The organism is Microcoleus sp. SVA1B4 (assembly GCF_036700545.1).
GTDB lineage: Bacteria > Cyanobacteriota > Cyanobacteriia > Cyanobacteriales > Microcoleaceae > Microcoleus.
On sequence record NZ_JAUBPB010000006.1, the window covers coordinates 40,716 to 55,980 of the forward strand.

Genomic DNA, 15,265 nt, shown 5'->3' on the forward strand with positions numbered 1-15,265 from the left:
CTTTATGAACAGGCAAGATGCCTGTTCCACAAAGACTAAATTTTCTTGTGGAACAGGCATCTTGCCTGTTCTTGATACCGTGGCTAGCCGAACAAGCTACTATAAAAAATGAAACAGGTATCCATAAATTAAGTGGAAAATAACTGAGCCTTTGTACCATTTTTCATTTTAAATCAGGCTTTATGAACAGGCAAGATGCCTGTTCCACAAAGACTAAATTTTCTTGTGGAACAGGCATCTTGCCTGTTCTTGATAACGCCTCAATTGTGAATTTTTCTCTTCCTTCGCCTCGAAAGCGGTTCATTATATCCTGCAAAAAACAAAGTGGAGCTTTCGCTTCACAATTACGAAATCTCCACTTTTATCACTATTCTAGTGGCTGCAAAAACCCAGTTGCATTCACTCGATCTTACTTGTACAAAACAGCCTCTTTCAAAGTCGCGATCTTACCTAGCGCTTCATCGAGATCCTCTTGGGATGCGCCGTGGGCAACTATTGCATCGGTCAAATGCTTCACAATTGCATCAAAGTGTTCAGGCTGTAAATTCAAACCTGCGTGTGCTTTCTCCATTGAACGGCCTGAGTATTGCTTGGTGCCGCCAAGGGCATAGGAGATAAAAGCAGTTTGATGGCGGCGCTGCTTTTCCATGTCTGTATGATCGAAGAAGTGGCTCACTATCTCGTCAGCCAAAACATCGCGGTAAAAATCATCGACTATCTCTTTAATGGCTGGCTCTCCACCCATTTTTTCGTACAATGTTGTTGCCATATCGTTATCGTTTCAGCGAGTTATTTTTTTTCCCTTACTCTTTAATTATAGCTGGCAGCTTGGCTTTTTTCCACTGTGAAATGTTAATTTAATCTGAAATAATTACTGAGTAACTGTTGCGACTGCTGGTATTTCTTAGACCACATTCTCTAATTGTAAACTTTATTAACGTTCTCTCGCCAGTTAGATATTGTCGATCGCCCTCCCAGCATTTTGACCTAATGCACGGATTGCTTGTTTTAGCAAGATGTTTCCTATACACCACCAACACGCATCTGTTTTCCAGCTAGCAAACTCAAGAAATCGGTGAATAAATAACGGCCGGCTGCGATCGCGGAAATTAGGATCGCCCCTGCAATTGGACAAGTTAAAATAAATGGGCGATCGGCTTCCCAGCAGCATCATGTATAATCAAACTGCAAATATAATCGAATCACCACAACGATCGCCTGTATACTGATATTCTGCCGTTGCTAGTCGGTTGCGAGACTTCCGGGCGATCGCCCGCAGTTAAGAAAAACCTTTGACTTAAGTACGCGGACACAAATAAACATTATTATCTCATTGCGAGAAACGAAGCAATCCCAAGTCTGAGCGATTGCTACATTTCTATCTGCTGTTTCCTTGAACTTTGATGATTTTTGAGTGCCTTGAAATACTATAGTCAACATCCTAACGCTTTCTCGATCGACTACCTCAACGACTTGCGAGGAGCAATTCTAGCCTCCCCTTATCTAGCAATCAACAACCTCAATCGCGATTTCATTGGCACAAAAGGGTTTTCCGTGGTGTTTCAACGTGCGGAAATCGCCGAAGTAGAACGGCGGTTCCCCTTGTTCAAACCCTATCTAGACCAAGCATTACTGCCTGAATGCAATGCTTTTTACCTCAACCCTTTGTTGCTGGGTGAAGGTTCCCGCGTCGATCCGCATATCGATCGATCCTTGCGATCGTACTGCAAAACAGTTGAACCTCCCGCAGCCGTCAGCGTTTTATACGTGCAAGTACCGCCGAACTTGCAAGGGGGAGAATTGATACTGCGGCGCAACAAACAGCAAGTCGGCCAGATTAAGCCACAAGCCAACTCGCTAATCTATTTTCAAGGAGATTTGACTCACTCTGTCAACGCTGTTAAAAGTACCGGCACTCGTTTGAGTTTGGTTTGCGAACAGTACAGTTTGAGCGAAACTGAACTGCAAGATATTCCAGGATTCACAGTGGAATCTAGGGCCGCGAAAGCAAAAATTAAGTAATGTTTATTCGCTCCTGGAAGGGTGATAAATTCAGGACACGCTTAACCCGCCGCTTGCATCAAGGGTTCAATCACCGCCAACTTATGTGCTAGGAGATTATCCATAACAACTACTGCGATCCGAGTGGCTTAAGACCGAGCATTATGGGCGAAAGCCTTGAAGGAAACAAAGAATGATGCTAGCTTTATAAATATAGTTTGTTGAGGAGCTAAAGTTCTGAAAAAAGAGGACTTACAAGCTAATGCTGTTTTAATCCGACAGCAGTACCTCAAGAAACCACCCGGCAAAGGAAATGTCGCACTTGCTGAGCTACAGGTTAAGGGAGGTGTAGCCTTTTGTGCAGCAGCAACATCTAAAGGTGGCAAGAAAAGTCCAATTAGGGAAATACCCCAGCCGAAGTCAGCAGGAGGACAATTCGAGCCAGCTATTGATTCTCGAACCCAGCGTATGATGGATACTGATGCTGAGTACAAAGTTTTGTCACAAATTGCTGATACTCTTGAGATGTTCTACGATCTTGAAGTAGAAGGCCAACTCTACCTGTATACTGAGTTCCAGCCATGTGAAAGTTGTAATAGCATTTTGAGACAGTTTCAGGAGAAGTTCCCGCACATAAAGATAGAAGTTTTCTGGGATTACCCGTATCCACCCGAATCTTAAAGAGGAAGAAATCAGTTATGACTTTGGAATACAGCAGTCTTACAGAAAAAAGGTTGTCCTTGTTGCGCCAATTGCCTGAATCCATCCAAGGTACGCTAAGTAGGGTAGGGCAGCAACATTATGAAGAACTCTATGAACCAGAAGCAGAGGATGCAGCTTCACTTCAAGATGCTTTAGATGAAATTCTGGAAGTGTTTCAGAGTAACAACCAAACACTGAGCCACATTCGTTATGTTTGGATGGCGCTGATACTAGCTTCAGTTGTAGAACCAACAGTTCAATATTATCAACCATTAAACTTGCTTCCACAAGAAACTATTAGTAAGATAGAACTCTGGCTCCTAGAAAATCTTGAAAAGATGCTGAATTCTCAAAGAAAGTTTTCTAAGGCTCTAAGAGAGGAAGAGTTTAATGCTCTAGGAGATGGGATTAAAATTGATTATACAAAAGATAAACAACTGGCAAATTTTCAAATAATATTTGAAGCATTAGATGTTTATAGGAGTGCGATTAAAACTTTGGATTACAATCAATCCTTAGAATCATTACTAGATATATTAGAGAATTGTTTAGAGGGCTATGCAATCTTCCCCGGTTCCCACGGACGACGTGAATTATTCGATTGGTGGCTACTAGAGGTTGTACCAGCAAGCTGGTATCTAATGCCTCCTAGTTCTATCTACTCGCTAGATAAATTGGGGACTGAAAAAAATAAGAGTTTTTGTCAGATGAATAAATTGGAGGAAATTAGCTCTGCCATGTGGAAGATTATCTTGACAGCTTCTATCAGTAGACAGAGGTCAAACCTGCGAACTTTCCCTAACAAATTTGAGGATTATTTAAACACGATACCAGGGGATGTTAGACTTGATAAGTGGGCAAGTTAATCTAAGTAACACTGCAAGTATATATAAAGATAGCGTTGAAACTATTTTTAGTTAAAGGAAGGACTGCAATGAGTAAGCCAGAAGATATTATAGCTGAAATAATGAAAAATCTTCACGAAAAAGAGCGCGATCAAGATGTTAATGAAGAGGAAGAAAACAACTATGGAGAGGAATATATTGCCCAGCTTAAATCAGTTTGTAAAAGTTTTCTCAAAAAAGAATCTTTGGAAGTTGGACAAATCGTGAAATGGAAGGAAAACTTAAAAAATAGAAAGCTTCCCCGCAAGAATCAACCAGCAATTGTTATTGCCATATTATATCAACCTGTCATCAGCACTGATAAGGAAGCTGGTAGTCCCTACTTCTTAGAAACTTTAGATATCATTCTTGGGATCGTAGTTGAAAACGGCACCTTTTTAACTTTTTACTATGATAGCAGAAGGTTTGAGCCTTATTAATTTATGTTTATATATTAATGGGGAAACCTTTGAGGAAATGCCCGTTTAGTCAGCATAAATATTGAAAAAATAACGAAAAATCCTGTTAGATTTGCTGATTCAAAACGGGTTAATTTTTGATGGTTTAGGCTGGGTAAAATGCCAGAGGCGATCGCCTTACCAATAAAAACCGCCAGATTAATTTAAACTGATTAAAAATTAGGCTGCGAAAATCCGATGATCCACAAGAAGAACCGCAAAAAGTTACCTTTATTGGCAGCATTCTTAGTCTCGCCATTTATTTCTTGGTTCCTGAGTGCGATCGCCCTATTTCTCAGTCTCTGGGTCATCGTACCAGCACCCACCATGTTCCTGTACCCTTTGGCGGTGGGAGCACCAGAAATCAGTCCTTGGTTGGTTGGTATCAATACGATCGCCCTTCTGCTGAACCTGCTGGGACGGCATCAAGGCAAAGTCTACATTATTTTACTGATTTGTAACCTGTTCGCCCTCATCCTGGGCCTGCTTCCCCTGATTCAGTTCCCAGCAGCCAATGCAGCCATCGCTACCCAAATGCAAGCAGTTTTAGGGGAAAACTATTTAGCAGCCCTTCCTCAAGCCGATCGCGCGCAGCTACGCCCTCAACCGTTTATCCTCGCAGATGCGTTCCGAGGAATTCCCATCAAAGAGGTTAGGATCGATCGGGCTATTGGATTTGCCAAACCTGACGGAGTTTCACTACAATTAAACCTTTACCGGCCGATGCAAATTGGCAAATATCCGGCGATTATCACACTCTACGGGGGAGCTTGGCAAAGAGGCAATCCCGATGCCAATGAGGAATTCAGCCGTTATATGGCCGCCCAAGGCTATTGTGTGGTTGCAATTGCTTACCGCCACGCTCCCAAGTATCGATTTCCTGCTCAGCTTGAGGACGTACAAGCTGCTCTTTCCTATATCAAAACTCATGCTGCTGATTGGGACATCGATCTCGATCGAATTGCTTTGATGGGAAGGTCTGCAGGTGCCCATTTAGCAATGCTAACTGCTTATGATTCTAGTGTGCTTCCAGTTCGAGCAGTGGTGAACTATTACGGGCCAAATGACCTGATCCGGGGATACAATGACCCACCTTTTCCTGATGCCATAAATGTTCGAGCCGTCTTGCGTGCCTTTTTGGGAGGAACCCCAGACGAACTCAACGAGCTTTACCGTCGGGCTTCTCCCATCAATTATATTAAACCGAATCTTCCCCCTTCTCTACTGGTTTATGCAGGTCGCGACCATATCGTTCAGCCCAAGTTTGGTCGATCGCTCTACCAACGATTGCGAGCCACGGGCGATTCCCTACGGGATAGCTTCGCTTCACGGGCTATTTTGCTCGAAATTCCTTGGGCTGAACACGCTTTTGATGCAGTTTTTAATGGCCCGAGCAATCAATTAGCTTTGTACTACACAGAACGCTTTTTGGCTCATACTCTGAAGTCTTCTGATTACCAACCAGTTAAATAAAAACTATCAACTTACTCATTTATGCTCAATAAACTGCGGCTATAACAGTTTAATAAGTTCCCAAATCTCGTAAAGATTTCTACGGCAAATTGTCGCACCAACTTTTAGAAGAGTTGCCAGACTTTATTTATCATATAGCAGTTCTTAAGAAAGTGAGGTATGCCCTATGCCCTATGCCCTATGCCCTATGCCCTATGCCCTATGCCCTATGCCCTATGCCCTATGCCCTATGCCCTATGCGAGTACGATCGCCCTTAGTTTGAGCGCCCCGCGTCCTGTTAAACTGAAACCCTGCGGTTGTGTGCGCTTGGTGCGATCGACCTTTCTGAAAAAAACCTAAAATTCTGTAGCATACAATACATTTATTTGGTTAATGATTGTTTAAACTCTCCAAGTGTAGATTGTGTACTCTCCATAATTCTCCAAAACTCCTAAACGAGTGCGTTGTTTGCTGGACTGCGATTTATCGATCGTCGAACCGTTAAAAACCATAAGTAGTTTTGACCTGAATTCATCGGAATTGATTCGCACAAAATTTTTGAGCTGACCAGGGTAAAGATTAATTACTAAATTTGTGCAGTGCAGACATCTATAATGTTGACTCAAGTTTGTACAGGCTCTTGCCATCTATCTTCTTGCTAATAACCGAAATCCAACCGCATCTCACACTGGATTCTCACGCCCGGTGGACGGCGAAGTGATTGCGCCTCGCTCATCCAATCTTGTAGAGCCTGCCAAAAAAGGCATTCTCGCAAAAGTTAGCTTTGACAAAAAATGTTGGGTAAATCTCATATGTTGCACCATTCTCAATTAGCCTTTTATGAACAGGCTGGACGGCCTGTGAAGCGAGAAAATTGATCTCTTGTGGAACGGGCATCTTGCCCGTTATTGAGAATGGTGCAAAATCTTAGGTAAATCCAACATATTCGTCAATCGTTAGACTTTTGCTAACATCTATTTTTTCTCAACTACTCGTCCCGCAATACCAATAAAAATAACCATGAGTGGAAACGAATCGCGCGTTCAAGCAATTTCTCAAATCGTCAACCGCAAACTGATGCCTAGTCGGCCTCCCAAGCGGCTAGAAGATATGTGGGCAACAGACGTTTTTACTCTGAGCAAGATGCAAGAAAGTCTGCCCAAAAGCATTTTCAAATCAGTAAAAAACACCGTTCAAACTGGCCAAAAACTCGATGCTTCCGTAGCTGATGTAGTTGCAGTAGCAATGAAAGATTGGGCTATTTCCAAAGGAGCCCTCTACTACGCCCACGTATTCTACCCGCTAACCAACGGCACCGCCGAAAAGCACGACGGTTTCATCTCAGTGCAAGGCGACGGTTCCGTCATCTCAGAATTTGCAGGCAAAGTTCTCGTACAAGGCGAACCCGATGGCTCCTCATTCCCCAACGGCGGCATCCGTTCCACCGCCGCCGCTCGCGGATATACAGCCTGGGATGTCACCAGCCCTGCTTATGTCATGGAAACAGACAACGGCATGACATTGTGCATTCCCACTGTTTTCATCTCCTGGACAGGTGAAGCCTTAGACAAGAAAACGCCGCTTTTGCGCTCCATTGCCGCCATGAACAAAGCAGCAACTCGAGTGTTAAAGCTACTAGGCAATACCGAAGTTGCTCCGGTAAATTCCAGTTGCGGTTCCGAACAAGAATACTTCCTGGTAGATGCCAATTTCACCAACAACCGCCCCGATTTACTGCTAGCAGGTCGCACCCTGTTTGGCAAACCTCCTGCCAAAGGTCAGCAATTTGACGACCACTATTTTGGAGCGATTCCAGAGCGCGTTCAAGTCTTCATGCAGGAAGTAGAAGAAAGAATGTACCGGCTGGGAATTCCTGCCAAAACCCGCCACAACGAAGTAGCTCCCGGTCAGTTTGAAATTGCACCAGTTTTTGAAGCGGCAAACGTCGCCAGCGACCACCAACAATTAACCATGACAATTCTCCGCAACACTGCGAAGAAACACGGTTTTATGTGTTTGCTGCACGAGAAGCCTTTCGCTGGCATTAACGGTTCTGGCAAACACGTCAACTGGTCGATCGGCAATGCCACCCAAGGAAACTTATTAGACCCAGGCGATACACCGCACTCGAACATACAATTTCTAGTTTTCTGCGGCGCTGTGATTCGCGGAGTTCACAAATACGGGCCGCTATTGCGCGCGGTAGTTGCTACTGCCAGCAACGACCACCGATTGGGTGCAAATGAGGCTCCACCAGCAATTATCTCTGTCTATTTGGGTTCGCAATTAGAAGATATCTTCGGGCAAATTAGCCGGGGAGAAGTTAAGGACTCTAAAGGTCGGGGAATTATGAACTTAGGTGTAGAAACACTGCCTACTTTCATGAAGGATGCTGGAGACAGAAACCGGACTTCGCCCTTTGCTTTTACTGGAAACCGGTTTGAATTCCGGGCAGTAGGTTCCGGTCAGTCTGTTTCCGGGCCACTGGTGGCGATGAATACAATTCTTGCAGATTCTTTGGACTGGATTGCTAACAAATTAGAAAGCGATTTGGCTAAGGGAACTGAACTGAATGCTGCCATCCAAACCATTCTCAAAGAAGTGATGGACGAGCACGGTGCGGTTGTATTTGGTGGCGACGGCTATTCCGAAGAATGGCACAAAATGGCCGTTGAGGAACGGGGTTTAGCTAACTTGCGGACTACGGCAGATGCTTTACCCGTGTTGAAGGAAGGATACATTGAAGACTTGTTTGAAAAGACAGGTGTTCTGACTCCCGTTGAATTGGAAAGCCGTTACGATGTTTATGCTGAGCAGTATTTGCTGGCAATTGAAGTCGAAGCAAAACTGGTAATCAGCATCGCAAAAACCATTATTTACCCCGCAGCGGTGAGGTATTTAGCGGAACTTTCCGGCACGATTTCTAAATTGAAAGAGATTGGGATTGAACTGGAAAAGGAAACTGCCGAAAAAGTAGCGGTCTTGCTTAAGTCCATGATGGATACTGCAAGCAAGTTGAGCGCTGCTTTGAGCAAGCACGATTTTGCTTCGACAGAAGACCATATGCAATATGCTTCGCAAACAATTCGTCCTTTGATGGATGAGGTTCGCCAGTATGCGGATGCCCTGGAAGGTGAAGTGGCTGATGATTTGTGGCCTCTGCCTACTTATCAAGAAATGCTGTTTGTTAAGTAAGAGCAAACAAATTCGGTTAATTGCAGGTTAGAGTTGTAAGGACACGGCAGTGCCGTGTCCTTACTTGTTTTTGAGGTTAAATGAGTGGTACGCTGAATCGGCCAGAGTCATTAAGTGCGAGCTAGAGTAAGAGTTGTAAAAATTGTTGAGATACCCTTCAACAAATTTATCGGCGTAGAAAAAGTAATATTGCTGCGAAAAGCTATTATGCGAATTCAATCTCTCTTGAAACAAATGACTCTGGCGGCTCTAGCTCTGATTTTTGCGATCGGTTGCAGTCGATCGACTCCGAACGTAAACTCTTCCCCGGAAGCAAGTACCTCTAGCAGCTTTAGAGTGGCAATGGTCACCATAGGACCTAAAGATAACCACAGTTGGGCTCAATCCTGCTTTGAAGGATTGAATCTAATCAAAGATAAATTTAATGCTCAGGTAGACATTACTGACAAAATTGACGGTGAACATAGTGAAGCTGCCATTCGCAAATATGCCCAGTCAGGCTATGACCTGGTAATTGCCGCCAGTGGTGCCTATATCAAAGCTGCCGAAAAGGTCGCTAAAGAATTTCCGCGAACGAAATTTGCCCTGATTACAACGCATCCAGGGAATAACAGAAATTTGGGGGCTGTTGCCTTTCGATCGGGTGAGGTGGGCTACCTCACAGGCGCTTTGGCTGCCATGAAGACCAAAAGCAATAAAGTTGGCTATATTGTGGGTGCACCTTATCCGGTTTACCAAGAAGAAGAAGCCTTGTTTAGGCGGGGAGTGAAGGCAACGAATCCCTCTGTTCAAGCCTCGACTGCTTTTCTCAACACTTGGAGTGATACGGACAAAGCCACCAAAGTGGCAACGGATATGGTTGCATCTGGAGTAGATGTTTTGACAATCAACGCGGATGAGGCAGGGTTAGCCGCGCTAAAAGCCGTTACGCAAAAGCCAGGAGTCCTTGTAATTGGTTGGGGAAAGGATCAGTACAAACTGGCTCCCGGCAAAGTCCTAACTAGCGTTCTGGAGGACATTCCCAATCTGGTGCTCAATGCGGCGGTGTTAACCCAGGAAGGTCGCTGGGAAGGAAAACTTTACAAGTTTGGGCTCAAGGAAAAAATCTACGACTTTGCCCCTTTCCGTGGTAGTCTCACGTCTCAGGAAGAGGACACTTTCAAGATTATCCGAGATGCTGTGACGACTGGCCAAATTGATGTTTCTCCTTAGTGTACCGATTAATTGGTTTACAAATATTGATTCTAAGTCCGATGCAAAATCAACGCAACGAGCGCGTTCTGCCGATCGCCAGAAGCTCCCGTTCTCATCCCTGGCAACGCTTCTTTTCTATTGCAAATCAGCTCCGCTATGGTTTGATATTTTTGGTTCTCCTGAGCTTACTGCCCACAGGTGGTTTGCTGATCTACCTCAGCTTTCAGGCGCAGATCCAGCAATCGCGATCGCTCCAAGAAGAGCGTAGCCAGACAGCAGCAGGGCAGATTGATAATTATTTAGATGACTTGAAACGAAAACTGAGCTATTTAGCTAGGGTTAAAGGACTCACAAACTTTCAACCTCAAGCGCAGCAGAGCCTGTTGGAAGGGTTAATTCGTCATCATGATGCTTATGAAGCCGTTGCCATTTTGAACCGGAAGGGACAAGTTGTCACGTCAGTTTCACCCTACGAACCGTTCAAGTTAGAAAATCCAGCCAATTCGCCACTGTTTATTCGTGCTTTTAAACAACAGGAAGATTATGTCAGTCCTGTAGAAATTAATCCTCAAACAAACCAACCCACAACCATTTTGGCGGTTCCGATTCGGAATGAGCGAGATGAGGTGGATGGGGTGCTATTAGCGCAGGTAAATCTCAACTTTCTCTGGTTTGTTGTTTCCCAAATCGAGGTTGGCAAGACGGGTTATGTCTATGTAGTTGATGAGCGTAATTTTCTCATTGCTCAAAAGGGTAGTAAGCCAGAAACTTTTCAGTTTCAAGATATTTCTAAGCGTCCCTTTTTTCAATTTTTGAAAGCATCGGAAGATACTAAGCACCTTAATGTTTATCTGGGTCTAAAGCAGGTAGAAGTATTGGGAGCCAGTACCTTAGTTCGGAGCGTGAATTGGACGGTGGTTGTAGAACTGCCAACGGCTGAGGCCTATGCTCCCGTTTACCAAATGCTCTCAATTATGGGAGGCTCATTGATGGTGGTGATGATCGTCGCTGTTGGCATTGGCTTTCTATTTATTCGGCAAATTGTGGTGCCACTCCAGCGCTTAACCACGGCAGCTACTGAACTCAGTGCGGGGGAATTAGAGACGCGGGTCAACATTGATAGCCAAAACGAACTGGGGACATTGGCGATCGCCTTTAACACTATGGCAACCCAGTTAGAGGAACTGATTACAGCAGTTGAAGTGGAACGGAATTTTGTTTCAGCAATTCTTGAAATTGCAGGTGCCCTGGTAGTTGTTCTCGACCCGCAGGGACAAATCGTTCGCTTTAACCGAGCTTGCGAACAAATGACTCATTACTCGTTTAGTGAAGTGAAAGGGCGCTACTTTTGGGACTTGTTCCCGAACTCAGACTTAGCAGGACTTGCCAAAACTACTTTTGAGTCTTTGCAATCTGGTAATTTTCCCCAGCAGTATGAAGGCAGTTGGATGAGTAAAGATCAACAACTCAGACTGATTGCCTGGTCAGATACTGCTTTACTGGATAATCAAGGTGAAATTGAGTACATCATCAAAACAGGCATTGACATTACTGAACGGAAACAGGTAGAAGAAGAACTCAAAGCGTCGGAACAGCGACTATCTTTTCTATTCCGCCAAACTTCACTGGCCGTGGTGGAATGGGATTTAAACTTTCAAGTCACGGCCTGGAATCCAGCGGCCGAGCAGATTTTTGGTTACACGGCTCAAGAGGCGATCGGACACCATGTCACAGAATTAATTGTGCCTGCGTCTGCCCGAAAGGTAGTTGATCAAGTTATGAACGAGTTGTTGGTTCAGGTTGGAGGAATCTATAGCGTCAACGAAAATATTACGAAAGACGGCCAAACCATTATTTGCGAATGGTTCAATACACCTTTAGTAGGGAATGCTGGAAAGATTGTGGGAGTTGCATCCTTGGCACTGGATATTACTGAGCGCAAGCAAGCCGAAGCTGCATTAAGGCAAGCAAAAGAGGAAGCTGAGGTTGCACTCAAAACCTTACAGCAAACTCAGGCACAGCTTATTCAGGCAGAGAAAATGTCTGGTTTGGGGCAACTTGTTGCTGGTGTTGCTCACGAAATTAATAATCCAGTCAACTTTATCTATGGCAACCTGAGCCATACTGCGGACTATACGCAAAATTTACTAAAGTTGATTCAGCTTTACCAGCAAACCTATCCAACTAATACCGAAATTCAGGAAAAAATTGAAGAGTTCGAGCTGGACTTCATTAGTGAAGATTTACCCAAAATCCTGACTTCAATGAAGGTAGGAGCCGATCGCATTCGTGAAATTGTCCTGTCGCTACGAAACTTCTCGCGGCTGGATGAGGCAGAAATGAAGCCAGTTGATATCCACGAGGGAATTGACAGCACATTGATGATTTTGCAAAATCGACTGAAGGCGAAATCGGATCATCCTGCTATTGAAATTGTTAAAGAGTACGGCGACTTACCGCTGGTAGAGTGCTATGCCGGACAGTTGAACCAGGTCTTTATGAATCTTCTGGCAAATGCGATCGATGCTTTAGAAAACTACGACAATCAGCGTTCTCGAAAAGACATCCAAACAAATCCCAGTCGCATCACTATTCGGACTAAGCTAGTCACAAAGGAAACTGGGCCCAATTGTTCTAAAAACGTGGTGATTCAAGTTCAAGACAATGGGCCAGGGATGACGGAAACTGTTAGACAACAGGTGTTCAATCCCTTCTTCACCACCCAACCAATTGGTAAAGGAACTGGATTAGGACTATCCATCAGCTATCAAATTGTAGTTGATAAGCATGGTGGCTTACTCCAGTGTTTCTCTCAACCCCATCAAGGAGCAGAGTTCCGCATTGAAATTCCTGTGTTACAAAGCGGTGCTGTAGCACTCGTGGGTAAATAACTGCGATCGCATTCTCTGAAGTGGTTGTCACCCCGTCTGAACCAGGAGGCGAATGAGTAGCAAGGGAGACGATCGCCGCCAAGTGATTCAATACCAGCAGATCGCCCCCAACCACCTCAAAACCGACTTAATATCACCCGGTAATCAAACGATTTTCTCGCTAGAAAGTTCGCCACTAGCAGGAGGCTCTACCGTATCGCCAAAGGCAACCCGCAGAAAAGGCGGCGCTAAAAATGTCGTCAGAATCACCATGATAATAATCGAGACTTCTAACGGTTTATCCAAAATCCCACTCGCGGAACCGATGCCAGCAAAAACTAACCCGACTTCGCCCCGAGGAATCATCCCCACTCCGATCGCCAATCGATTGATTCCCGGCAGACCAAACACCACCCAACCAGTAATCAGCTTGCCCAAAATCGCAACCACAATCAAAAATACGGCAATCAAAAGGCCAGCCCGATTATCTGGCACTGTTGGGTTCAAAACCCCCAAATCCGCGCGAGCTCCCACGGTTACAAAAAAGATGGGAACCAGCAAATCCGCGATCGGCTTCACCAGTTCATCCAACTCGTTGCGGGCATCGCTTTCATCCAACACCAAACCAGCCGCAAACGCACCCAAAATCGCTTCGAGATGAATTGCGTTGCCCAGAAAAGCCATGAAGAAAGCAAAGACAAATGCCGGGATGACTATATTGCCGCGAGTTTTGAGTTTCTCCACCACCGCAGTGAAGCTTTTGTTGAAGATGCCGCCCAACAGAATAGAACCCAACAGAAACGCAGTTGCACTGACAATCAAATAGATGACATTAACAACATCAATTTCACCGGTTTTCGCTAAACTGGCGACAACAGCCAGGACAATAATTCCTAGCACATCATCAATCACCGCTGCACCAACAATGATTTGACCTTCTTTAGATTTGAGTTGTCCTAATTCCGACAAAACTTTGGAGGTAATTCCGATGCTGGTTGCCGTCAAAGCAGCCCCCGCAAAAATCGCCGGAATCGCCGCCGTGTGGAAAATTATCATCAAGCCCGCAGTACCAGCGGCAAAGGGAACTGCCACGCCGGCACAGGCGACAACGACGGCTTGAACCCCCACTTCTTTGAGTTGTCTGATATCCGACTCTAAGCCAATTTCAAACAGCAGAATAATCACGCCTATTTCAGCCAGCACTGAAATGACTTCACTCTGCGATTCAAACACACTGGTGAGGGCGGCAGGAGACAGATGATTAATCGATTGCACAACTGTCATAATCCCTGAGTCTGAGGCTGACAGCCCTGCTTCGGGAAAAATGACCAGGTGTAAAGCAGATACGCCAACAATTACCCCTGCTACAAGTTCACCCAAAACCGGTGGCAAATCGAACTTTTTAGCCGCTTCCGCGCCTAATTTACTGGCGAGATAAATCACTACCAAAGTGAGCAAAACTCCGCTCAGAACGATCGGCGAATTTTCGGCTTCGACTGTTGCTAACAAAGGTATGGGAGCAACTAGGGATGCCATACCAGAACTTAAAGCTGTAATTGTATGGTTCAAAAACATGGTTACGATGATGGTAAGAAATACGATTCTACGCTGACTGTTGACTGTTGACTGTTGATTGTGAGTCGGAAAATTGATAACTGTTACATATTGGGTAGCCAGTTAACTCGACATGATTATCAAGCAAAGCTTGAAGAACCCAAATCTGGGGGTACATCCTGCCACCGCCCTTGTCCGACTGCTTGAATTGCTTCTTTTAGCAAGATATCGCCGGTATAAATTGCCCTACCGACGATCGCACTTTTGACACCAATTGGTTCCAAAGCCAGCAAACTCAACAAATCGGCGATCGAACTAACGCCACCGGAAGCAATCACCGGAATCGAAATAGCGTTAGCAATTTCGCGTAAAGAGTCCAAATTCGGCCCTTCCATAGTACCGTCACGGTGAATGTCGGTGTAAATAATTTCAGCCGCCCCTAACTCGGCCATTTTTTGCGCCAATTCTGTCGCTAAAACTTCCGAAGTTTCTAGCCAGCCTCTAGTAGCAACTTTACCATTTCTGGCGTCGATGCCAACCAGAATTCGATCGGGAAATTCGGCGCACAATTCGCCGACTAATTGCGGTTGTTCGACGGCGACAGTGCCGAGAATGACGCGCCGAACGCCTAAATTAAGGATACCAGCAACAGAAGCGCGATCGCGCATTCCCCCACCTACTTGACAGGGAACGTCTACTGATCGGACGATCGCTTCAATGGCTGCTTGGTTGACTGGATGACCGGCTTTAGCGCCGTCGAGGTCTACTAAATGCAGCATTGTCGCGCCTTCATTTACCCACTGTCTCGCGACTTCGACGGGGTTGTCGTTAAAAGTTTGAGACTTCGCGTAGTCTCCCTGATACAATCTGACGCATTTTCCATCCAATAAGTCGATCGCTGGAATTACATTCATGATTTTTGCTCAAATTGCTAATTATACCAGTTAAAAAACA

The 15,265-nt window shown here is 45.0% G+C and carries 12 protein-coding genes; 8 read left to right on the forward strand and 4 right to left on the reverse strand.

All coding sequences use genetic code 11. The features are described from left to right. Window positions 1–409: 409 nt before the first annotated feature. Complete coding sequence (locus QT987_RS04715; RefSeq protein WP_333055558.1) at window positions 410–769, reverse strand: group 1 truncated hemoglobin; 360 nt, start codon at window positions 767–769, stop codon at window positions 410–412. 183 nt (window positions 770–952) lie between these two features. Beyond that, the gene (locus QT987_RS04720) at window positions 953–1,174 is read right to left on the reverse strand and encodes a hypothetical protein (protein WP_333237715.1); all 222 of its coding nucleotides are present in this window, start codon (window positions 1,172–1,174) and stop codon (window positions 953–955) included. A gap of 245 nt (window positions 1,175–1,419) precedes the next feature. Between QT987_RS04720 and QT987_RS04725 the strand changes: the two genes are divergently transcribed. The 8 genes from QT987_RS04725 (at window position 1,420) to QT987_RS04755 (ending at window position 12,778) form a co-directional block, all read left to right on the forward strand. Continuing rightward, complete coding sequence (locus tag QT987_RS04725; RefSeq protein WP_333055556.1) at window positions 1,420–2,022, forward strand: 2OG-Fe(II) oxygenase; 603 nt, start codon at window positions 1,420–1,422, stop codon at window positions 2,020–2,022. Between the two features lie 252 nt (window positions 2,023–2,274). Beyond that, a complete protein-coding gene (locus QT987_RS29850) occupies window positions 2,275–2,682 on the forward strand; it encodes a deaminase domain-containing protein (protein WP_445299597.1) in 408 nt (135 codons plus the stop codon). Window positions 2,683–2,699: 17 nt separating this feature from the next. Further along, window positions 2,700–3,569: a hypothetical protein gene (locus QT987_RS04730; RefSeq protein ID WP_333237717.1), complete on the forward strand. Its 870-nt coding sequence runs from the start codon at window positions 2,700–2,702 to the stop codon at window positions 3,567–3,569. Window positions 3,570–3,637: 68 nt separating this feature from the next. Further along, complete coding sequence (locus tag QT987_RS04735) at window positions 3,638–4,027, forward strand: hypothetical protein (protein ID WP_333237719.1); 390 nt, start codon at window positions 3,638–3,640, stop codon at window positions 4,025–4,027. Window positions 4,028–4,243: 216 nt separating this feature from the next. After that, window positions 4,244–5,518, forward strand: coding sequence for an alpha/beta hydrolase (locus tag QT987_RS04740; RefSeq protein WP_333237722.1), 1,275 nt, complete (start codon window positions 4,244–4,246; stop codon window positions 5,516–5,518). Between the two features lie 1,000 nt (window positions 5,519–6,518). Beyond that, complete coding sequence (locus tag QT987_RS04745; protein WP_333237724.1) at window positions 6,519–8,693, forward strand: glutamine synthetase III; 2,175 nt, start codon at window positions 6,519–6,521, stop codon at window positions 8,691–8,693. A 207-nt stretch (window positions 8,694–8,900) separates the two neighbouring features. Further along, the gene (locus tag QT987_RS04750) at window positions 8,901–9,905 is read left to right on the forward strand and encodes a BMP family protein (protein ID WP_333237726.1); all 1,005 of its coding nucleotides are present in this window, start codon (window positions 8,901–8,903) and stop codon (window positions 9,903–9,905) included. Window positions 9,906–9,946: 41 nt separating this feature from the next. After that, window positions 9,947–12,778 (forward strand): PAS domain S-box protein, encoded by a 2,832-nt coding sequence (locus tag QT987_RS04755; protein WP_333237729.1) that lies wholly within the window; start codon window positions 9,947–9,949, stop codon window positions 12,776–12,778. Window positions 12,779–12,922: 144 nt separating this feature from the next. Here QT987_RS04755 and QT987_RS04760 read toward each other — a convergent pair whose 3' ends face one another. Further along, window positions 12,923–14,293 (reverse strand): cation:proton antiporter, encoded by a 1,371-nt coding sequence (locus QT987_RS04760; RefSeq protein WP_333237731.1) that lies wholly within the window; start codon window positions 14,291–14,293, stop codon window positions 12,923–12,925. Window positions 14,294–14,451: 158 nt separating this feature from the next. Beyond that, on the reverse strand, window positions 14,452–15,225 hold the full coding sequence (hisA, locus tag QT987_RS04765; protein ID WP_333237733.1) for a 1-(5-phosphoribosyl)-5-[(5-phosphoribosylamino)methylideneamino]imidazole-4-carboxamide isomerase: 774 nt from the start codon (window positions 15,223–15,225) through the stop codon (window positions 14,452–14,454). Window positions 15,226–15,265 lie beyond the last annotated feature (40 nt).